General features: G+C 65.3%; 19 protein-coding genes. 13 read left to right on the forward strand and 6 right to left on the reverse strand.

The features are described 5' to 3' along the window. Nucleotides 1-23: 23 nt before the first annotated feature. Entirely contained in the window at nucleotides 24-392 is a 369-nt protein-coding gene (locus tag TX79_RS07525) for a PadR family transcriptional regulator (RefSeq protein WP_049926849.1), read from the reverse strand. A 201-nt stretch (nucleotides 393-593) separates the two neighbouring features. Between TX79_RS07525 and TX79_RS07530 the strand changes: the two genes are divergently transcribed. The 5 genes from TX79_RS07530 (at nucleotide 594) to TX79_RS07550 (ending at nucleotide 4,601) form a co-directional block, all read left to right on the forward strand. Continuing rightward, nucleotides 594-1,127, forward strand: coding sequence for an inorganic diphosphatase (locus TX79_RS07530; protein ID WP_049926850.1), 534 nt, complete (start codon nucleotides 594-596; stop codon nucleotides 1,125-1,127). Nucleotides 1,128-1,648: 521 nt separating this feature from the next. After that, a complete protein-coding gene (locus tag TX79_RS07535; RefSeq protein WP_049926851.1) occupies nucleotides 1,649-2,992 on the forward strand; it encodes an alkaline phosphatase family protein in 1,344 nt (447 codons plus the stop codon). Between the two features lie 87 nt (nucleotides 2,993-3,079). After that, nucleotides 3,080-3,769 carry a DUF6498-containing protein gene (locus TX79_RS07540; RefSeq protein WP_154660477.1) on the forward strand — a complete coding sequence of 230 codons (690 nt, stop codon included), beginning with the start codon at nucleotides 3,080-3,082 and terminating at the stop codon, nucleotides 3,767-3,769. A gap of 86 nt (nucleotides 3,770-3,855) precedes the next feature. Beyond that, a complete protein-coding gene (locus TX79_RS07545; RefSeq protein WP_049926853.1) occupies nucleotides 3,856-4,269 on the forward strand; it encodes a DUF371 domain-containing protein in 414 nt (137 codons plus the stop codon). A 152-nt stretch (nucleotides 4,270-4,421) separates the two neighbouring features. Next, nucleotides 4,422-4,601 carry a hypothetical protein gene (locus tag TX79_RS07550; RefSeq protein WP_049926854.1) on the forward strand — a complete coding sequence of 60 codons (180 nt, stop codon included), beginning with the start codon at nucleotides 4,422-4,424 and terminating at the stop codon, nucleotides 4,599-4,601. A 181-nt stretch (nucleotides 4,602-4,782) separates the two neighbouring features. On the opposite strand, the gene TX79_RS07555 is transcribed toward TX79_RS07550, so the two are convergent. After that, nucleotides 4,783-7,680 carry an MEDS domain-containing protein gene (locus TX79_RS07555; protein WP_081655595.1) on the reverse strand — a complete coding sequence of 966 codons (2,898 nt, stop codon included), beginning with the start codon at nucleotides 7,678-7,680 and terminating at the stop codon, nucleotides 4,783-4,785. Nucleotides 7,681-7,943: 263 nt separating this feature from the next. Between TX79_RS07555 and TX79_RS07560 the strand changes: the two genes are divergently transcribed. Next, entirely contained in the window at nucleotides 7,944-8,756 is an 813-nt protein-coding gene (locus TX79_RS07560) for an endonuclease III domain-containing protein (protein ID WP_049926856.1), read from the forward strand. 37 nt (nucleotides 8,757-8,793) lie between these two features. Here TX79_RS07560 and TX79_RS07565 read toward each other — a convergent pair whose 3' ends face one another. After that, nucleotides 8,794-9,258, reverse strand: coding sequence for a GNAT family N-acetyltransferase (locus TX79_RS07565; protein WP_049926857.1), 465 nt, complete (start codon nucleotides 9,256-9,258; stop codon nucleotides 8,794-8,796). Nucleotides 9,259-9,572: 314 nt separating this feature from the next. Between TX79_RS07565 and TX79_RS07575 the strand changes: the two genes are divergently transcribed. The 6 genes from TX79_RS07575 to TX79_RS07600 all read left to right on the forward strand — a co-directional run bounded on the left by TX79_RS07575 (nucleotide 9,573) and on the right by TX79_RS07600 (nucleotide 15,493). Beyond that, complete coding sequence (locus TX79_RS07575) at nucleotides 9,573-11,081, forward strand: TrkH family potassium uptake protein (RefSeq protein ID WP_049926859.1); 1,509 nt, start codon at nucleotides 9,573-9,575, stop codon at nucleotides 11,079-11,081. Continuing rightward, entirely contained in the window at nucleotides 11,081-11,386 is a 306-nt protein-coding gene (locus TX79_RS07580; RefSeq protein ID WP_049926860.1) for a hypothetical protein, read from the forward strand. The genes TX79_RS07575 and TX79_RS07580 overlap by 1 nt, the downstream gene beginning before the upstream one ends. Before the next feature lie 105 nt (nucleotides 11,387-11,491). Beyond that, nucleotides 11,492-12,622 (forward strand): ABC transporter substrate-binding protein, encoded by a 1,131-nt coding sequence (locus TX79_RS07585; protein ID WP_049926861.1) that lies wholly within the window; start codon nucleotides 11,492-11,494, stop codon nucleotides 12,620-12,622. Between the two features lie 6 nt (nucleotides 12,623-12,628). Beyond that, nucleotides 12,629-13,756, forward strand: coding sequence for an ABC transporter ATP-binding protein (locus TX79_RS07590; protein WP_049926862.1), 1,128 nt, complete (start codon nucleotides 12,629-12,631; stop codon nucleotides 13,754-13,756). 5 nt (nucleotides 13,757-13,761) lie between these two features. Then, entirely contained in the window at nucleotides 13,762-14,694 is a 933-nt protein-coding gene (locus tag TX79_RS07595; protein ID WP_049928319.1) for an ABC transporter permease, read from the forward strand. After that, entirely contained in the window at nucleotides 14,687-15,493 is an 807-nt protein-coding gene (locus TX79_RS07600) for an ABC transporter permease (RefSeq protein ID WP_049926863.1), read from the forward strand. Before TX79_RS07595 ends, TX79_RS07600 begins: the two co-directional genes overlap by 8 nt. A gap of 43 nt (nucleotides 15,494-15,536) precedes the next feature. Here the strand turns inward: TX79_RS07600 and TX79_RS07605 are convergent, their stop codons facing one another. Then, nucleotides 15,537-15,950 carry an EamA family transporter gene (locus TX79_RS07605; protein ID WP_049926864.1) on the reverse strand — a complete coding sequence of 138 codons (414 nt, stop codon included), beginning with the start codon at nucleotides 15,948-15,950 and terminating at the stop codon, nucleotides 15,537-15,539. A gap of 301 nt (nucleotides 15,951-16,251) precedes the next feature. Then, nucleotides 16,252-18,183 carry a beta-CASP ribonuclease aCPSF1 gene (locus TX79_RS07610; RefSeq protein WP_049926865.1) on the reverse strand — a complete coding sequence of 644 codons (1,932 nt, stop codon included), beginning with the start codon at nucleotides 18,181-18,183 and terminating at the stop codon, nucleotides 16,252-16,254. 325 nt (nucleotides 18,184-18,508) lie between these two features. Between TX79_RS07610 and TX79_RS07615 the strand changes: the two genes are divergently transcribed. After that, nucleotides 18,509-18,994, forward strand: coding sequence for a hypothetical protein (locus tag TX79_RS07615; RefSeq protein ID WP_049926866.1), 486 nt, complete (start codon nucleotides 18,509-18,511; stop codon nucleotides 18,992-18,994). A 29-nt stretch (nucleotides 18,995-19,023) separates the two neighbouring features. Here the strand turns inward: TX79_RS07615 and TX79_RS07620 are convergent, their stop codons facing one another. Then, a complete protein-coding gene (locus tag TX79_RS07620) occupies nucleotides 19,024-19,623 on the reverse strand; it encodes a hypothetical protein (protein ID WP_049926867.1) in 600 nt (199 codons plus the stop codon). Nucleotides 19,624-19,626 lie beyond the last annotated feature (3 nt).

A 19,626-nucleotide genomic window follows, 5' to 3' on the forward strand; every position in this document is an offset into this window, starting at 1 on the left:
CCTGAACCGGTATCAGTCGTGTATCAGTCGTCGGACTGGCTCTCGTCGACGATCTCGCGGATCTCGTCGGCGCGGTCCTCGTCGGTAACGACCTTCGACAGCGTCCAGCGAACCCCGTCGAGGACGGCCTCGTAGCCGTCGTCCGTCAGGGAGTACTGGTTCGTTCGCTTGTCGAGTTCGCTCTTCTCGACCAGCCCGAGGTCGACGAGTTCGTCGAGGTTGGGGTACAGACGGCCGTGGTTGACCTCCGTGCCGTAGTAGTCCTCGAGTTCTCGTTTGATCGCCAGACCGTACATCGGCTCTTTCGCCAGGATGACGAGGATGTTGGTCTGGAATGCGGTGAGTTCGCGTGCAATGCTCTGTTCGCCGGTGATTGATTGTGCCTCTGACATACTTCTGTAAATGTCACCAGACTATTTAAGACTTGCCAACCATTCGGTTTCGTCGCCGGTTAGATGCGGTCTAACCGACTGCGGCAGTGCCGGACGAGCCGCAGCGTGGGGGGTCTGTCTGTCGGCTGTCTGGCAGCCGTCCATTGGGAGTGAAACGTGATTACGAAAGTACTTTTTGATCGACCGTGAAATCTCCGGTACATGGTGAACCTCTGGGAAGAGCTAGAGACCGGACCGAACCCGCCCGAAGAGATCTACGCCGTCGTCGAGTGTCTCAAGGGCGAACGCAACAAGTACGAGTACGACAAGGACGTTCCCGGCGTCGTGCTGGACCGCGTGCTCCACAGCAACGTCCACTACCCCAGCGACTACGGCTTCATCCCGCAGTCGTACTACGACGACGAGGACCCCTTCGACGTGCTCGTCCTCGTCGAGGACCAGACGTTCCCCGGCTGCGTCATCGAGGCTCGTCCCGTCGCGCTGATGAAGATGGACGACGACGGCGAGCAGGACGACAAGGTCATCGCCGTCCCCGCCGAGGATCCCCGATACGACCACATCGAGGACCTCGAGGACATCCCCCAGCAACAACTCGACGAGATCGACGAGTTCTTCGCGACCTACAAGAACCTCGAGGAGGGCAAGGAAGTCGAGACGCAGGGCTTCGAGGACAAACAGGCCGCCTACGACGCGATCGAACACGCCCAGGACCTCTACGAGGAACACTTCGGGTAACGCCACCCTCGACGCCGACCTTTTCGCTCCCGCATCACGCCGTCGCGATACCCGTCAGTTATCCGCGGCCGACGGCGGATACGTTATGAGCATGGGTAATTTTATTGGGTGAGGCGGGCTAGATACACCTGTCATGGCCGCCAGCAACCCCACCCCTCGAGAGTCCGCCCGCGAACGCCAGGCCCCCGAAGTCGGCGTCGACCACCCGACCGTCGTCCCGTCCAACTTCGATCCGAACGAGGACGACGAGTGAGGCGAATCGGCCGAGCGAACGGACAGCGGGCAGTCGGCGACGTAAGCACGTCCGACTGATGGACCGCCGAGGCCACAGCGCCAGTACGTTTTCCATCACTGATACGTCAGTCCCACTCGAGTGGGGCAGTCTTTCGAGCGAGTGAGCCCCCGCTTCGGGCCTGAAACCGCCCCGACCAATATTCGGACGTTCCGGCCGTCGTCGTAGAAATTCTCAAAATAGTGTCCGGAAACGAACCTTCTTGTATCCGGTCGAACAACGACCGCCTATGGGTCTATTCGATCGCCTGCGGGGTGACGGCGCACCCCGGGTCGCGTTTATCGGCGTCGACGGCGTCCCGTATAGTCTGCTGTCGGACAACGAGGAGCTGTTTCCGAACTTCGCCGCCATCGCCGACGAGGGGACTGCCGGGGAGATCTCGAGCATCGTCCCGCCCGAGTCGAGCGCCTGCTGGCCGTCGCTGACGACCGGCGTGAACCCCGGAGAAACGGGCGTCTACGGCTTCCAGGATCGCGAGATCGGAACCTACGACACCTACGTGCCGATGGGCCGGGAGGTCCAGGCCAAACGCGTCTGGGATCGCGTGCAGGAAGCGGGTCGTCAGGCGACCGTGATGAACGTTCCCGTCACCTTCCCGCCCCAGCGCAACGTCCAGCGGATGGTTTCGGGCTTTCTCTCTCCCGGCCTCGAGAAGGCCGCCTACCCCGACGACGTCCGCGACTATCTGGAGACGCTCGACTACCGGATCGACGTCAACCCGAAACTCGGCCACCAGGAGGACAAATCCGAGTTCATCGAGGACGCCCACGACACGATCGACGCCCGGTTCGAGGCGTTCGAACACTACGTCGAGAAGGACGACTGGGACCTCTTTTTCGGCGTCTTCATGACGACCGACCGGGTCAACCACTTCCTCTTCGAGGACTACGAACGCGACGGCAAGTACAGGGAGGAGTTCCTCGAGTTCTACCGGAAGGTCGACGACTACATCGGTCGCCTCCGCGAGGCGCTGCCCGAGGACGTGACGCTGATCGTCGCGTCGGATCACGGCTTCACCAGCCTCGATTACGAGGTCCACTTCAACGAGTGGCTCCGGGAGGAGGGACTGCTCTCGTTCGAGACCGACGATCCAGAGGAACTGGGCGACATCGCGGACGACACCACGGTCTACTCGTTTATCCCCGGCCGGTTCTACGTGAACCTCGAGGGGCGCGAACCCCGCGGCTCCGTCCCTAAAGCGGAGTACGACGCGGTGCGTGACGACCTCAAGGAGCGTCTGCTGGCGCTCGAGGGACCCGAGGGTCGACAGGTCGTCGACCGCGTCGTCGAGAAGGAGGAAGCGTTCCGGGGCGACCACGACGACATCGCGCCGGATCTGGTCGCGATTCCGAACGACGGCTTCGATCTGAAGTCCGGCTTCAAGGCCGACTCCGACGTCTTCACGTCGGGACCGCGTAACGGGATGCACAGCTTCGACGACACGGCGCTGTTCATCGATCACGCGGACGCGTCAATCGGCGACGCGGACCTGTTCGACATCACGCCGACCATCCTCGACCTGCTCGACGTCGAGTACAGCCGCGGCGAGTTCGACGGCGCGAGCCTCGTCTAACCTGCGCCGTCGAGCCACCTCGACGATTCGTTCCGGGAACTGAATCGCCCCTCAATCGTTTCAAACTCCCAACTCGTAGTAGCGGCCGTGCGATCGTTCGGAACCGGGTCCCGGACCGCCGTTGCGGGACTCGTCCTCGCGAACCTCGTGCCGCTGGTCGGCGTCCTCGCCGTCGGCTGGACGCTGCACTCGCTGCTGGTCGTCTACTGGCTCGAGAGCGGGGTCATGGGGGTGGCGTACTACGGGAAGATCCGCCGTGCGGAAGGCGGGGACGACCCCGACCGACTCCCCGACTGGGAGATCAAATCGTTCGGCGAGACGGAACCACGGCTACTCGAGTCGTTCGTCGGGAAACCGAACGGGCGGATCGCACGGTACTTCGCGACGTACTTCGGTGCCTGCTGGCTGCTCCACGGCGCAGTGGTCGTCTACGGGTTCCCGGACGAGTTCCCGACCATGACGGTGGCGTCGCCGTCGGCCGTCGTCCCCGCGGTGCTCTCGCTGACCGCGTATCACGCCCTCTCCTATCGGCTGAACTTCCTCGAGGGACGGGAGTACGAACGCGTCGGTCCGGTGACGCTGCTGGTCGATCCCCTCGAGCGGGTGCTCGTCCTCCACCTGACCGTCGTCCTCGGGGCGATTCCCATCGAGTGGTTCGGCGCGCCGACCGGCGCGGTCGCCGTGATGGTCGCGGCGAAGACCTACGTCGACCTCGAGGCACACAGACGGGAACACGAGCGGGCAGGGCCACGTCCGGACGCGGCTTCGACCACCTGAGCCGACCGTCGCTCCGCGGCGAACGGGAGGGCAGGACGGCGGCCGGAATCCGGGGTCGTTTTCCGGCCGGCGACGAACCGCCGGGCATGGAAGAAATCATCCGCGCTCGCGGCCACGAGAACGTCAGAGCCGAACACGCGAGCACGTTCGAGGTGACGACCGACGACTACCTCACGCCGGCGGGCGATTGCATCCTCGCCATCGACGCGGACCGCGCACCGGCTGATTTCGATCCCGCGTTCGTCGAGGCCTGTCGGGATCGAGACGCGACGATCACCGTCGAGATCGAAGCCGGCGGCCACCGAGACGCCGTGACCGGGCGCGGCGATCCGGCCCTCGAGTTCACCAACGAACGCAGTGCGGTGGGTCGGACCAGTGACTACGTCGACGATCGGACGATCATGAACGACGCGTCGTTCGCGGCCGAGGGGTTCGACCGCGACCTCGTCGCCGCGCTGGCCGACGGCGCGGCGGCGACGGTGCGGCTTCGCGTCGAGTGAGTGTCGCGGATCGCGGCCGGGAAGCGATCCTGTCGACGACTCGGTGGAACAGGCGAGGCGCGGGGTCGTCCCTCGAGGCCGCTATCAGGTATCGTCTCGATCGGCGGGCGCTGGCCACAACAGTAATACCTAGCTGTTCTCTACCAGTTTTCATGGCCCAAAAGGTGGTGTGTCCACACTGTTCGGATCGGGTGTACGTCGATATCGATTTCAAGGTGCTCAGAACGCGGAAGAAGGTCGGATCACTCACCGACGGCTTCGATCGATCGGCCCAGTGTCCGGACTGCGGGGAGAAGTTCGCCTGCAAGATCGAAGATCCGCTGGCCCGGTAACGGTAACGTCCCTCGCACTGCGGTACTACTCTTCTCCGCTCGTTCGTGAGGGCGAGAGGCAATTCGCCGGACCCCTCGGACGCGGGGATGGCGGATCCGAAACCGTCGGTCAACACCAGCGGTGGCGACGCGGACGGCCGCGTCGGGGCGGAGGTCGATCCGACGACCCCGACGCCCTCGATCATCCGGCGGGGAGCGTAAACGAGAAGGTCGACCCCTCACCGGGTTCGGAGTCGACCCAGATCTCGCCGCCGTGGCGCTCGACGATCCGCTGACAGAGCGCGAGACCGATCCCCGTCCCGTCGTACTCGTCGCGACCGTGTAATCGATCGAAAATGTCGAAGATGCGGTCCTGATTCTCCGGGTCGATGCCGATTCCGTTATCGCGAACCGAGATCACCCACTCTTGTTTCCGGCGTTCCGCGTCGACGTGGATTCGGGCCGTCGACTCCCCGCTATAGGTGATAGCGTTTTCCAGGAGGTTCTGGAGGACCTGTCGGAGTTGGTTGCCGTCGCCCTCCACCCGAGGCAGTTCGCCGGCCGTGATCTCCGCGTCGGCGTCCTCGATCTGGAGCTGGAGATCCTCGAGCACGTCGTCGAGAACGGTGTCCAACTCGACCGGTTCGAACGGGTCGCCCTGCGTCTCGACCCGGGAGTACGCCAGCAGGCCGTCGATCATCTCCCGCATTCGGTCAGCACCGTCGACCGCGAACGCGAGGAACTCCTCGCCGTCCTCGTCGAAGGCGTCGCTGTACTGGGTGTCGATCAGCTGCAGGTAGCTCGAGACCATTCGCAGCGGTTCCTGCAGGTCGTGGGAAGCGGCGTAGGCGAACTGCTCGAGCCGTTCGTTCGACGCCTCGAGCGCCTGCTCGCGGTACTCGCGTTCGATCTCGTAACTGACCCACTGCCCCATCAACTCGAGGAACGTTCGTTCGGTGTCGGAGAACTCGCGCTCGCGAGGGTCGGTGCTACCGACCCACAACGTTCCGTACGGCGTGGACCCGTTCATCACCTTCGTCCCGAGGTAGCAGGTCAGGCCGTGTTCTCGATAGATGTCGTCGTCCTCCCACTCGGTGCCGCGGACGTCCGCCATTCCGACCGGCTCGTCGCTCTCGATGACCTGGCGGCAGTAACATCCCTCGCCGGGATCGGTCCACAGTGCCCCCGATTCGGCGGCCCCCTCGTCTCCGTACCCGACGGTGTACTCGTTCCGGAATTTGTCGTCCCACGACGGGAGATGCGTCAGCCCGGCCGCGTCGAGGTCCATCCAGTCGCGTCCGAGTTCGAGGAGTCGCTCGAGTTTCGCCTCGAACTCGAGGTCGGGATCGGCCGTGATCTCGTAACTCTCCCGCAGGAACCGCTCGCGTTGCTGGCGCTCGAGTTCGTACTTCACCCACTGGCCCAGCAACCGCTGGAAGGTGTGCTCGTCGTCCGAGAACGCCCGGTCGCGCGGCTCCTCTGAAACGAAAAAGAACGTTCGGTCGTCGTCACCTTCGACTTCGATGTAGGTGCCGAGATACGCGTCCATACCGAACTCGTCGTGGACGCGGATATCGTCGCGGCCGGCTGCGACGGGATCGACGACGCTTTCGACCCCTTCGTAGTCGGCGGTTGCGGCACAGTACGTCTCCGACAGCGGGAGGTCGAGTCCGGGTTCGAAGTGCTCGTGCTCGTCGCTGACGTACTCTACCTCGAACCGATCTTCGTCCGGATCGACCTTGGCAATCGCGCCGAGTTCGAGGCCGAACTGCTCGCTGCCTAGCTCGAACAACGCCTGTAACTTCTCGTCGAACGCGAGCGACGGATCGGACGCGATCCGGTAGCTCTCTCGCAGGTACTCCTCGCGTCGCCGCCGCTCGAGTTCGTACTCGACCCACTGGCTCATCAGATCGAGGAACGTCCGCTCGGCGTCCGTGTACGGCCTCTCGCGGGGTCGTTCGGACGCGAAACACAGCGTCCCGTACTCCTCGCCGCCGACGTGAACGGTGGTCGCGAAGTAGGCGTCCAGCCCGAACCGCTCGTAGGCGCGGTCGTCGGTCCAGCCCGCCTCGGCCGCGTCCGTCACGGCGATCCGGCCGGGTGCCGCGAGGAGTTTTTGGCAGTACGTGTCACACAGCGAGTCCGTAACCCCCGCCACGATCCGGTCGTGATCGCCGACCGCGGTGACGATCTCGAACGTCTCCTCGTCGAGGGTCTGCGTGAAGTAGCCGACCTCGAGGTCGAACCGTTCGCTGCCCAACTCGAGCAGGCGGTGGACCTTCTCCTCGAACGATCGGCCGGAGCCGGCCGTCGCGTCGTGGAGGGCCTCCAAGAATCGTTCGCGTTGCTGCAGTTCGGTCTTGGCCGTGGCTCGGTCGCGGAGCGTCCGGAGCATCCGATCGTTCTCGCGGGCGGGCGCGTCGTCGCCGAAGAACTCCTCGGGCGGCGTGTAGTAGAAGTTGTGACAGGCCGCGCCGTCGTAGATGAGGTGGGGATGGGTCTGAACGACGGTTCGGATGACTTCCGGCGCGAACAGGTCGCGGTCGTACTGGCAGATCGCGAGCGACTCCGACTCGGCGAAGAGGGCGTTGATCTTCTGTTCGTACTCCATGAACTTCTCGATCGACGTCTCGTCGTCCTCGATCCAGCTCATCTCGGCGACGATCCGCAGGGCTTCGTACTCCGCTGTGGCCTCTGCGACGGTGTCGCCGTAGAACTCGATCATCTCGTCGACGTCGAACGATCCGTTGCGGAGGTAGGTCTCGTCGACGGTGTTAAACGACAGCGCGCCGGACTCGAGGGCCGCGTCGACGTCGATGCCGCCCTCACGAAGCGCCGCCCGTACGTCGGCTTCGGAGCTCTGATCGACGACGTACATGATCCGCTCGCCGCGCTCGAGGCCGTGGCGGACGAACGGAACGGCGGCCTCGAACTTCTCCTCGGGCGTCTCGTAGATGTGGGCGAAGTGGTCGTTACAGTGGTGTCCGTCGAGCGCTTCGACCGGTCCGCTGAACTCCGTGCTGCGCTGGAACGCTTCGAGTCCGGTCTCGAGGGTCACCGATTCACCGGTCACGTCAGTCGAGGGCGCGTTCTTACTCACGATCCACCTCCGTTCGATCCGAAACCGGATCACAGCTCGTCGAACTATCGAAGGGAGGCGATAGGCCGATCCGCAGAACGACCTCGGTTGGCAGTATCGGCGATCCGATCATATAGCGAAGGGAGCGGAGCGAGAGGGAAAAACCCGTCGTGGGCTCGGGTGGTATGCCGACGATCCGGCGCGTTCGGCCGGAACCGGGTCGTCCTCGAGCGTAGTCAGTATCGTTCAGTACAACTCCTTCGAGTACGTATCGGGTGGCAACGATGGCCGAAGATCGGGAACCCGCCGTCAACATCAGCGGTGGCGACGCGGGCGGCGGCGTCACGGCGGAGTTCGATCCGGCGACCGCCGACACCCGCGCGGAGGAGGTCGTCGACCGACTGGGCGAGCTGTACTGGCAGAAGACCTACGGCGGACGGGACGCCTTCACCTGTCTGGTCCGGACGATCCTGAGCCAGAACACGAGCGACAAGGCGAGTCAGCCCGCTCACGACGCGCTCGTCGAGCGGTACGGTGGCGAGGGCGTCGACCTCGCGGAATCGCTCGCAGCGGCCGAACAATCGGCCCTCGCGGAGACGATCAGCGCCGCGGGGCTGTACAACCAGAAGAGCGAGGTCCTGATCGACGTCGCCGAGTGGGTCCTCGAGGAGTTCGGCTCCGCCGCGGCGTTCGACGCGTTCGTCAAAGAGGAGGCTCCCGAAACGGTCCGCGAAACCCTGCTCGAGGTCCGCGGCGTCGGCCCCAAAACCGCCGACTGCGTCCTGCTGTTCGCGGGCGGCCGGGCCGGCGTCTTCCCCGTCGACACACACGTCCACCGGATTTACCGCCGACTGGGGATCGCACCCCCGGACGCCGATCACGAGGAAGTGCGGGCCGTTCTCGAGCGCGAGGTGCCGGCCGAGAAGTGCGGCTTCGGCCACACCGCCTCGATCCAGTTCGGCCGCGAGTACTGTACGGCGCGCAACCCCGCCTGTCTCGAGGATCCCGATGCCTGTCCGATGGGCGATCTCTGCGACCAGGTCGGCGTCTACCCGGAGACGGGCGAGGTCGTCGACCCGGCCGACGCGTCCAACTAATCGACGCGATGCGCGGCCTCCGAAGCTCGGTCGTCGCTCACCGTTCGCCCTCGCTCGTCCGATCGGCCGCGTATCGCATCACCACGAGTCCCTCCTCGCCGTCCGCTCGCGGGACGAACTGGTCGTGGCGTTCGAACCCACAGTCCTCGTAGAACTCGACGAGTCCCTCGCGACAGTCCAGCGTCAGGACGTCCACGTCGGCGAGGTCCGGGTGGGAGACGATCGCCTCGAGCAACTCGCTGCCGAGGCCCCGACCGCGCAACTCCTCGGTGACGATCACGTCGTAGATCTTCCCGTAGTAGACGAAGTCGGTGAGCACGCGCCCGGCGGCGACGAGTTCGCCGCTGCTCTCGTCGCGGAGACCGACGACGACGTCGGTGTGATCGACCGCTCGGCGTACGTCCTCCCGGTCGCGGTCGTCCCACCACTCGTACGTCAGGTAGCACGCGTGGAGGTCGTCGACCGCCTCGTCGTCGAGTTCGTGGACTACCTCGTACGTCATCCGTTGGTCCGACGTGCGGGCCGACCGATCGTAACGGTTTCTGATTCGATACGTTCGGGCCGTTCGCGAGGGGACCCGTCTGATCTCATCGTCGTCCCTTGTGGTCGTCCAGACGGGACCCACACCGACGAGGCCCTCGTCGCGGACACCGATCGCGGGGCCTCGAGTTTCGAAACCGAAGACGGCGACGAAGACCGTTCCACACCTGCGATCTCCTGACAAACGCTTTTTCGCGTTATCCCCGTACTGCCCCCGAAACGCCGTTCTGCGATCGGCTCCCCTCCGAACGCCGGACGGCGATCGACCGGACGACGATGGACGAGATACTGCGACGCGCACTGTACGACTTCGGGACTCTCCTCACGGTGTACGCCGCGCTCCCGTCGATCACCGTCCCCGTCGCGATCGGTCTGGGCGAGGGGTACGCGGCCCCGGGGTTCGCGGTCGCCGCCGCAGTCGCGTTCGGGTTCGGACGGGGAATCGAAGCCGTCTTCGATCCGCCGGAGGACGCGAACGGCCTTTCCGCTGGCGTGATCACCGTCTCAGTCGGCTGGTTCCTCACGGGCGTGTTGAGCGCCCTCCCCCTGTTGTTCGTGGCCTGGACCGTGCGCCTCGAGCCGTCGGTGCTCGCCACGCCGCCGATGACGGGATCGCTCGCGACGTTTCTCGCGCCGATCGACGCGACGTTCGAGGGGATGAGCGGCGTCACCGGGACCGGATTCAGCATGGCGTCGGATCCGGGCGAGTTGCCGCGGAGCCTGCAGTGGTGGCGGTCGCTCGTCCAGTGGGTCGGCGGGATCGGCGTGATCGTCCTCGCGGCGGCGTTCGCGAGCAGCGAGGAGAGCGACTCGTTCTCGGCGATTCACGGTAGCATGGCCCCGACGGAGTCGATCCGATCGACGACGCAGGGAACCGCGGCGGCGCTGTGGTGGCTGCTCGCCCTGGTGACGGTGGCGGCCGCGCTGTGGCTCTGGCTGGTCGGCATGGGACCGTGGGCGGCGCTGAACCACGCGATGACGGGTGTGACGACCGGCGGGTTCACGATCACCGGCTCGAGCGTGGAGTCGTACGACGACGCGGTGATCGAGACCGCCCTCCTGCCGGTGATGATCGTCGGTGCCGTCTCGTTCAGCGTGCTCTTTTTCCTCTTTCGTGGCGACCTCGAGCGGATCTGGGGTGACGCCCAGACGGTCTGGCTGTTCGGGGCGCTCGCTCTCGGGGCGGTCGTCACCGTCGGTGCGCTCGTCGCGACCGGTTCGTATCCGACGACGACCGCAGCTGTTCGCTACGGGACGTTCCAACTCGTTTCGGGGCTCACCTGTACGGGATTTCAGTCGGACACCGTGCTCGGGGACGCGTGGGCCGCGCCCGGCCTGCTCGCGGTGACGCTCTCGATGGTGGTCGGCGGCGCGGCCGGCTCGACCGCGGGCGGCGTGAAAATCGTTCGCGTCCGACGCATCCTGCTCGACGCGCCCGAACACGGGATGGACGTCTACGAGCCGAGCGAGTCGTCGGCCGACACCGCGGGCGAGGCGTCGGCGGCGTTCGACACTGCGGCCGTAATCGCCGTCCTCTGGTTCGTCCTGCTGTTCGTCACGAGCCTGGTTGCCCTGCTGGTCCTCCCGGCGGAGTACGCGACGGGAGAGGTGCTCTTCGAGGTGGCAAGCGTCCAGGGCAACGTCGGCCTCAGCACCGGTATCGTCGACGCGACGATCCCCGCCACGCTCAAAGTGACGCTCCTGCTCGCGATGTGGATCGGCCGCCTCGAGATCGTTCCCGTGGTCGTCTCCGCGAGACTACTGTACGACGAGGTGGTCGGCTGATGGACCTCGAGTCCGTTCTCCAGGCCCCGTTCGAGGAGGCACCGAATCGGTCGTTCGAAGCCGTGTTGCTGGTCGGCGTCGTGCTGTTCGTGGCGGTCACCGTCCTGGGACGCTCGTGGGCGACGATGGTCATCGTCGGAGCGTATCTCTGTTTCCTGCCACTCTACGTCGGCTACCGGACGCACAGACGCGTCCAGGAGGGGGACGGACCTGGAGGCCGTGACCGGAGAACGGACGCGAACGGCGAGTCAAACTCCGGCGCAAGCGTCGAATCCGAACCTGACGCGACCGACGGCGGCGACTGACGATACCCGAAGGAACCGTTCCGTGAGGGAATTGGTACCGTGTTGAAACGTTCACTCGAGTCCACAACGCCTTTACGTCACCATCAAAGAAGACCCGGAGCACCAATGGCTGCAGACCCTGAAGGGGTTGCAGAGACGAGCGAAACGCGCGCGGAATCGCCTGCGGACACATCGGCGGTCTCACGCCGCCGGCTGCTGTCGGCGACCGCGGTCGGTTCGGCCACCGCGCTCGCGGGCTGTACTGATCTGCTCGGCGCTGAGCAGGGACTGCGCGTGATGGTCTGGAGCGGAAACTACGCGGATCGGTTCGAGGAGGGCGTCATCCCCCAGTGGGAGGAGGAACACGACGTCGAGATCGACCTCCGGCGCGGCTGGGGCGAGGTCCTCGAGGAGATCCGCAACGCGCCCGCGGACGATCCGCCGTTCGACGTCACCGTCACGGAAGGAAACTTCTACTATTTAGGCCGCCAGGACGACCTGTTCGAGCCGATCGACGTCGACAACATCTCGAACTACGACGAGATCATGGACTTCTACACGGAGATCCGCGATCCCGAGTACGGGATGCCGGTCGACGGCGCGCCGTGTACGATCATCTACCGCGACGACGCGGACGTCGACCCCGAAACCTGGGCCGACCTCTCCTCGGAGGCCGTCCGGAACAGCGGGGGCGTCGGCATCGACACCAGTTTCTGGTGGTTCCCCATGTACGCCGCGGCGATCGGTATGGACGACCGCGAGGGCGACGGGGAGATGTACGAGCCCGACCTCCACGAGGACGTCCTCGAGACGGTCGAAAACTGGGGCATCGAGGAGTGGGCCAGTTCCGGGGAGGAGATCTGGCAGGCCTTCGAGAACGGCGTCATCGACGTCGCCCAGTGGTACTACGAACAGACTGCCTACGACATCGACGACTACGACGGGTTGAGCCACACGATGCCGGAGCAGACCACCGGTTACTTCAACAACTGGTGTGTCGTTCGCGGCACCGACAAGCAGGACGAGGCCGAGGAGTTCATCGACTTCCTGCTGGACGCCGAGGTCCAGTCGCAGTGGGCCGAGTCCATCCCGCTGATGTTCAGCAACGAGAACGTCGAGTACCCCGACCGGGTCGCGGACGATCTCCCAACGACGGACGAGGAAGCTCGCAACGTCGCGTTCCCCGACTGGGAGTTCCTCGCAGAGCACCGACGCGATCTCTCCCGCGAGTTCACCAGCATGCAACAGTCCTCCTGACGAGCCATGTCCGAGATTACACTGCAGGGACTCGAGAAACGCTACGGCGAGACCACAGCCGTCGAGGACGTCTCGATCGAGATCGCCGACGGCGAGTTGCTCTGTCTGCTCGGGCCGAGCGGCAGCGGGAAGTCGACTACGCTCCGGATGATCGCCGGCCTCGAGAGCCCGACCGAGGGGACGATCCACATCGACGGCGAAGACGTTACGGACCAACCCGCCTACGACCGGAACACGTCGACGGTGTTCCAGGACTGGGCGCTGTTCCCCCACAAGACGGTACTCGAGAACGTCGCCTTCGGCCTCAAGATGCGGGGCGTCTCGGCCGAACGGCGCGAAGAACGCGCCCGCGAGATGCTCGAGCGCGTCCAGATGGCCGGCCACGAGGACGACGATCCCACAAATCTGAGCGGCGGTCAGAAGCAACGGGTCGCCCTCGCCCGCTCGCTCGCGGTCAATCCGGACGTCCTCCTGCTGGACGAACCACTGTCGAACCTCGACAAGCGACTGCGCGAGGACATGCAGATCGAACTCCGCGAGATCCACGAGGACGTCGAGGAGACGTTCGTCCACGTCACGCACGACCAGGACGAGGCCTTTACCCTCGCCGACCGCATCGGGATCATGAACGAGGGGAAGCTGATCCAGGTCGGCGACCCCGACGAGGTCTACGAGAACCCGAAGAACCGGTTCATCGAAGGGTTCCTCGGCGATACGAACTTCGTCGACGCGACGGTGACCCGGACCGCCGTCGACGCCGTCCACGTCGACACCGAACTCGACCACGAACTCGTGTTGCCGACGGATCGCGACCACGACCTCGAGGCGGGGACGGAACTGACGCTCTCGTTGCGGCCCGAGATCCTCTCGATTACGCAGGCCTCGGCTGAAGCTGACGACCAGCGCGTCGTCGCGGACGGCAGCACGACCACGGCCGTCCCCGGACGGATCGACAACGTCATCTACCGCGGGTCGACCGTCCGGTACTCGGTATCGGTCAACGAGACGTCGCTGTTCGCCGAACGGAACGCCGGCGAGACCGGCGACCTCTCGGCCGGCGACGAAGTGAACCTCGAGTGGGACGGCGAGGAAGTGCTGGCGTTCCGAACGGACGGGAGCCGCGTCTCCCTGTGATCACCATGCCGGAACCCACTCCGAACTCGGACGGGACCGCGGGCCTGCCGGGACCGATCGCGACACTCTGGTCGCGACTCGCGTCCCGATCGGCTTCGAAGCGCGCCCTGCTGTTGATGTTGCCGCTGCTCGCGTTCGAACTGTTGATCTTCGTGATCCCGTTCGTCATCCTGTTGCGGATCAGCGTCGCCGGCTCCTCGACCGATACCGCCTACGCGGAGGGGACCTGGTCGCTCGAGGCCTACCGGGAGGTGTTCGCGAGCGACGTCCTCTGGAACGTGATCACCTACTCGTTCCAACTGGGGCTGATCGTGACGGTGTTGGCCGTCCTGATCGGCTTCTTCTACGCCTACGCCATCTGGCGCACGTCGGGCGTTCGGAAGTCGCTGCTGTTGTTCTCGGTCGTCCTGCCGCTGCTGACGACGCTCGTGATCCGGACGTACGCGTTCCGCCCGCTGTTGTCCCCGACCGGGACGCTCAACGAGGCGCTGCTGTCGCTGGGGCTGCTCTCGGAACCGATCCAGTTCGTCCCCGCGACGGTCGGGGCCGTCGTCGGCCAACTGTACATCGTGCTCCCCTACGCCGTGCTCGCCATCTACAGCGTCATGGCGACGACCGACTGGCACGTCGTCGAGGCCGCCCGCGACCTCGGTGCGAGTCGACCGCGGTCGGTCCTCGAGGTCGTCGTCCCCCAGGTAATGCCGGGGATCATCGTCGCGACGGTGATCTCCTTTGCCTGGAGCGCGGGCGCTTACGCGGCACCGGACCTGCTCTCGAACGGCATCACGTTCGCCATGCACGTCGAGGAACTGATCCTCTCGGACGTGCGCTACCCCGTCGCGGCCGCGCTGGCGGTCGTGATGCTCGGACTGATGCTCGCCACGATCGGACTGATCTACGCGGTGCTCGGACGGTTCGGAGGTGACGTCGATGCATAGGGAGACCGTCGAATCCGTCGCGTTCCGCGCGGGCTACCTGACGCTGGTCGCCCTGATGCTGTTGCCGTTGCTCGTGGTCGTCGCGACCTCCTTCTCGGCCAGCCCCCGGATCGCGTTCCCGCCGGAGAGCTTCTCGCTGGTCTGGTACGGCGAGTTCTTCGAAAGCATCCGCTGGATCCAGGCGTTCGTAAACAGCATCGTCATCGGCGTCGGGACGGCGCTTTTGGCGACCGTCCTCGGCGTGCTCGGCGCGTTCGGCCGGGAGTTCGACGACGGGGGCGTCCTCGGAACGGTGGTGCCGCCGCTGGTACTCGTGCCGCTGTTGATCCCGCCGGTGATCCTCGGGATCACGCTCCTGATCTACGTCACCGAGATCGGGCTCAGCGGCTCCTACTCGAGCGTCATTCTGGCGCACACGCTGTGGGCGACGCCGCTGGTCTACTTCGTGATGCGGTCGGTGTTCAGCCGGTTCGACTGGCAGCAACTCGACGCGGCCCACGACCTCGGGGCGGGACCCGTCCAGTCGTTCGTCCACGTCGTGTTGCCGAACGTGAAACACGGCGTCTTCGTCGGCGCGTTGCTCGCGTTCATCATCAGCCTCCAGGAGTTCGTGATGGCGCTGTTCCTCACGACCGCCAGCACCGAGACGATTCCGGTGCTGGCCTGGACCGAGATCCGGCAGGCGCTCGACCCGATGGTCAGCGTCGTCTCGACGTTCCTCATCCTGATCTCGCTCGGCGCGCTCGCGCTGGCGGTGATCGCGACGAACCTCGAGTGGGTCTCGAAGCAGCTCTCCTGACTGTCTGATTCCGCTTTTCGCGCTCCGTCCCGCAACGGTACGATCAGGACGCGATCAGCACGACGGCGACGACTGCGAGTCCGATCCCGGCTACGTTTGCCGGACTCAACGCCGTGTCGAAGTAGAGCACCCCGAAGAGGACGGGGACGACGAAATAGAGGGCCGCGATGGCCGACACGACTGCGATGTTTCCTCTCGTGAGCGCCTCGTAGAAGCTGATCGTCCCGATCGCGAGGAACAGTCCCGACGCGAGCGCGAAGACCACGTCCGTACTCGTCCCGACGATCGGTCGGCGACTCGCCACCACGTACGCGCCGACGATCCCCAGACTCGAGACGTACGACAGTAACACCGCGTTGACGGGCGTGAGCGACCGCGTCGCCAGATCAGCCGTGATAACCCACCCGCCGAACAGCAGCAAGGTAGCGAACGCCAGTGCGATCGCGAACGCGACCATGGCCCTGCCTCTCGACCGCCACCACATGAAATCGGCGATCCCGGACGACCACGACGAGGAGACCCGACGAGGAGCGTCACTATCAGGCGACTCCAGCAGCCGGGTGGCCGTCTCGAGTACTCGTCGCCCGCTTGTCCCAGGACAGTGGCCGACTCGAGCGCTCGCCGCGCCCGGCGGCGAGTGCTCGAGGCCGGGGAAGGGCAGGCGACCGGCGCGGCGCGCAACCAGCGCGCCGCGCACCGATCCGGTCCTGGCGGAATTGTAAAGGGCGAACGAGGCCCGCCAGGGCCGAGTGAGGGCTTTACAAGAAGCGGAAGGTCTCGAGGTTCTTCGGCGCGAACGTCCGCATGTTGTACTCGTGGTACAGCGCGCTCGAGAGGTCCTGCGTGGAGCGTTCGTCGCCGTGGACGCAGAGCACCTTCTCGGGGCGGGGGTTCATCGTCTTGACGAAGTTCTCGAGGCCGGCGCGGTCGGCGTGGCCGGAGAAGCCGTCGACGGTCTCGACGTTCATGTTCAGCGAGAGGGTGCCGCGGCCGTTGTCGCCGACGGCGCCGATCTCGCTGGTGGGAATCTCGTCCCAGCCGTTCTGGATGCGGCGGCCGAGGGTCCCCTGTGCCTGGTAGCCGACGAAGGTCAGCGTCGAGTCCGGATCGGAGCCGAGGTGGCCCAGCCAGGACATGATCGGGCCGCCGGTGACCATCCCGGACGTCGAGAGGATGATACAGGAGTCGCCGTCGGCGACGTCCTGGCGTTCTTCCTCGCCGCCGTCGATGTGGTTGAACTCCTCGGCGAGGAAGGGGTTCTCGTCCTCGTGGAAGATGCGATCCCGGAGGTCGTCCCGGAGGTACTCGGGGTAGGTGGTGTGGATCGCGGTCGCCTCCCAGATCATGCCGTCGAGGTGGACCGGCATCGAGGGGATGTCGCCGTTGCGCATCGCCTCCTCCAAGACGAGCATGATCTCCTGGGAGCGACCGACGGCGAACGCCGGGATCAGCACTTTCCCGTCGCGCTCGTAGGTCTCCGTGATGATCTCCTTGAGTTTACGTTCGGAGTCCTCCTGGTCGGTCTGGTAGTCGTTGCGCCCGCCGTAGGTCGACTCGAGGACGAGCGTCTCGACGCGCGGGAAGTCGTTGACCGCGCCGTTGAACAGGCGGGTGTCCTCGTAGTGGATGTCGCCGGAGAAGCAGACGTTGTAGAGGCCGTCACCGATGTGGAAGTGCGAGACGGCGGAACCGAGGATGTGGCCGGCGTTGTGCAGCGTCAGTTTGACGTCCGGCGCGATGTCGGTGACGTCGCCGTACTCGAGCGGGATCGTGTGCTTGATCGCTTCCCGGACCTGCTCGGAGTCGTACGGCGGCGTCCGCCCTTCCTTGGCCGCGACGTCGAGGTAGTCGAGCGTCAGCAGGCCCATCAGGTCGCGCGTGGGCTCGGTACAGTAGATCGGGCCGTCGTAGCCGTACTTGAACAGGAGCGGGATGAACGCGGAGTGGTCGAGGTGGGCGTGGGTCAGGACGACCGCGTCGATCGTCTCCGGACCCGCGCCGAACGCCTCGGGAGCGTGGAGGTACGGAACTTCGCCCTCCGCGCCGGGTTTGTCACCGCAGTCGACGAGGATGCGCGTCTCGGGCGTCGAGAGGATGAAGGAGGCCCGACCGACCTCGCGACAGCAACCCAGCGTCGAGATGCGGACGTACTCGTCGTCGGACATCTCCTCGCGGTGGATCTGCCGGCCGACCTTCTCCAGAATGTCGCGTCGGTCGTCGCGTTCCTGTTTGAGGAAGCTGCGGACGTTCGAGACGGTCGAGGACTCGATCGGCGGCGTGCGGACGACCTCGGGCGTCCAGCCGACGTTTTTCGTGATGTCGCGGAGCGTCGAGCCGTGGCGGCCGATCACCATGCCGGGTTTCTCGGCCTCGATGACAACCTCGCCGGTGTCGGCGTGGAAATCGAGGTCCGTGACGCCCGCTTCCTCGGGGATTACGTTCATGATCTCCTCGCGGGCCTCCTCGGGTCGCGAGAGGACGCTCGGGTCCGGCCGGACGGTGATGCGCTTGCGGAGTTTGCTCGCGAGCTTCCGGATGAGATCGCCTTGCTGGGCGAATTTCTTCGGATCGCGGGTGTAGACCACCAGCTCCGGGCCTTCGTACTTCACCGAGGAGACCGAGATATCGCTCGGTAACTCGCTCGTGATCTCTGCTTTCAAATCGTCGAGTTGCTGCTCTACAGTGCTCATAGGTCGCCGAATTGGCTTGCGTGAACTCGCCGCCGGGAGCGCCCGCCCGAACCAGGGACACCGGCAGGACGGCAGGTCGCCTCCGTGGTCGTCGATGCTCGTCCTGATCGACGACACCTGCGAGAGACGTCCCCTGCGTCGGACGGCACAGTACGTCGCTGTGTCCGAATCATCCTGTGGTGCAGTGGCGTGACGAACGCGCTCCCAGGTCGGTTATCCTGGTTGATGCGGGACAATTCCGGGAGAACCCGCTTACCTGACGCTATTCTTTGCGTGGTATAAAAGCCTTCGCAAAAGCAAGGGCACTCGAGGGGGTAGGCCGGGTATGGAGTTGACACCCGATCGCGTCGCGACGGAACGGGACTGGGTCGCTGCCCGCGCCGACACTGTCGTCCCGATCATCAACGACGTTCGCGCGGAACTCGGCGTCGCGTTCGAGACCGACGTCGATCCAGTCACCGACGGACAGTACCGAGACGAAGTCGACGCCGTCTTCGCCGACGGGGATCTGGCGGTCAACGTCGCCGCGCTGGTCGCCATCCTCCGGGATCTCGACGTCCAGGACGACTACCCGGGGTTCGTCGTCGACGAGATACTGGGTCGTGAACTCGCCGCGACCATCGCGGGGACCCAACCCCTGCGGACCCTGGGTGAGGCGACGTTTCACTACGCCGACGTCCACGTCCACGGCGGGACGGACGAGATGGCCGGCGTCGACGACCTCGAGGCGGCGCTCGCGGCTGGCTTCCAGGAACGACTGCCGGGGTGGAACTGGACCGAACGCGAGAGTCCGTTCGGCGTAGAGCGGTAACGATCGAACCGGCGATAGGGAGGAACGCGTTACGCGGTGGATTCGTTGTCGGCGGCCGATCCGTCGTCGGAACCCGATCCGTCGTCGGCGTCCGATTCGGTGTCGGCGTCGGAATCGTTCGTTCCGTCGTCCGTCTGCTGATCCTGCCCCTGTTCCTGTTGTTCCGCGATCATCCGCTGTTGCTGGACGCGTTGTTGCTCCTGCTGGACGAACGCGTCGTACTGATCGCCGGGATAGATGCCCTCGATGTCGCCGCTTCGGAGCGCATCCATGATCGCGGTGTCGTCACCCGTGACGCGAAGAAGTCCGAACGCGGGTTCGGAGGCTTCGATCGAAATATCCCGCTCGCTCGCCGACGCTTCGAAGGCGGACGTAGCGTCTTCGGTCAACGCTTGTTGCTCGTCGATCGCTTCCGTTTGGCTGAGTTCTCCGCTCTGGAACCGCTCGTTGAGACTCGCTAGCTGCTCTTGGGACGGCGAGACGGCTACCGTGACCGCATCGCCGGCCCCGCTATCGCCCTGGTCGTCCGATTGGGTCAGCGATTCGAGTCGCGAACAGCCGGCGAGGCCAGCCGCTGTGCCGGTACCGGTGAGTGCGAGAAAGCGACGGCGAGAGGGGTGATTCGACATCGT

This window comes from Halopiger goleimassiliensis (assembly GCF_000455345.1).
Lineage (GTDB): Archaea > Halobacteriota > Halobacteria > Halobacteriales > Natrialbaceae > Halopiger_A > Halopiger_A goleimassiliensis.

What these genes read in the sequence shown, in the direction of transcription:
- TX79_RS07525 (WP_049926849.1), bottom strand. Translation starts at nt 392, where the DNA reads ATGTCAGAGGCACAATCAATCACCGGCGAACAGAGCATTGCACGCGAA.
- TX79_RS07530 (WP_049926850.1), top strand. Translation starts at nt 594, where the DNA reads ATGGTGAACCTCTGGGAAGAGCTAGAGACCGGACCGAACCCGCCCGAA.
- TX79_RS07535 (WP_049926851.1), top strand. Translation starts at nt 1,649, where the DNA reads ATGGGTCTATTCGATCGCCTGCGGGGTGACGGCGCACCCCGGGTCGCG.
- TX79_RS07545 (WP_049926853.1), top strand. Translation starts at nt 3,856, where the DNA reads ATGGAAGAAATCATCCGCGCTCGCGGCCACGAGAACGTCAGAGCCGAA.
- TX79_RS07550 (WP_049926854.1), top strand. Translation starts at nt 4,422, where the DNA reads ATGGCCCAAAAGGTGGTGTGTCCACACTGTTCGGATCGGGTGTACGTC.
- TX79_RS07560 (WP_049926856.1), top strand. Translation starts at nt 7,944, where the DNA reads ATGGCCGAAGATCGGGAACCCGCCGTCAACATCAGCGGTGGCGACGCG.
- TX79_RS07565 (WP_049926857.1), bottom strand. Translation starts at nt 9,258, where the DNA reads ATGACGTACGAGGTAGTCCACGAACTCGACGACGAGGCGGTCGACGAC.
- TX79_RS07575 (WP_049926859.1), top strand. Translation starts at nt 9,573, where the DNA reads ATGGACGAGATACTGCGACGCGCACTGTACGACTTCGGGACTCTCCTC.
- TX79_RS07580 (WP_049926860.1), top strand. Translation starts at nt 11,081, where the DNA reads ATGGACCTCGAGTCCGTTCTCCAGGCCCCGTTCGAGGAGGCACCGAAT.
- TX79_RS07585 (WP_049926861.1), top strand. Translation starts at nt 11,492, where the DNA reads ATGGCTGCAGACCCTGAAGGGGTTGCAGAGACGAGCGAAACGCGCGCG.
- TX79_RS07590 (WP_049926862.1), top strand. Translation starts at nt 12,629, where the DNA reads ATGTCCGAGATTACACTGCAGGGACTCGAGAAACGCTACGGCGAGACC.
- TX79_RS07595 (WP_049928319.1), top strand. Translation starts at nt 13,762, where the DNA reads ATGCCGGAACCCACTCCGAACTCGGACGGGACCGCGGGCCTGCCGGGA.
- TX79_RS07600 (WP_049926863.1), top strand. Translation starts at nt 14,687, where the DNA reads ATGCATAGGGAGACCGTCGAATCCGTCGCGTTCCGCGCGGGCTACCTG.
- TX79_RS07605 (WP_049926864.1), bottom strand. Translation starts at nt 15,950, where the DNA reads ATGGTCGCGTTCGCGATCGCACTGGCGTTCGCTACCTTGCTGCTGTTC.
- TX79_RS07610 (WP_049926865.1), bottom strand. Translation starts at nt 18,183, where the DNA reads ATGAGCACTGTAGAGCAGCAACTCGACGATTTGAAAGCAGAGATCACG.
- TX79_RS07615 (WP_049926866.1), top strand. Translation starts at nt 18,509, where the DNA reads ATGGAGTTGACACCCGATCGCGTCGCGACGGAACGGGACTGGGTCGCT.
- TX79_RS07620 (WP_049926867.1), bottom strand. Translation starts at nt 19,623, where the DNA reads ATGTCGAATCACCCCTCTCGCCGTCGCTTTCTCGCACTCACCGGTACC.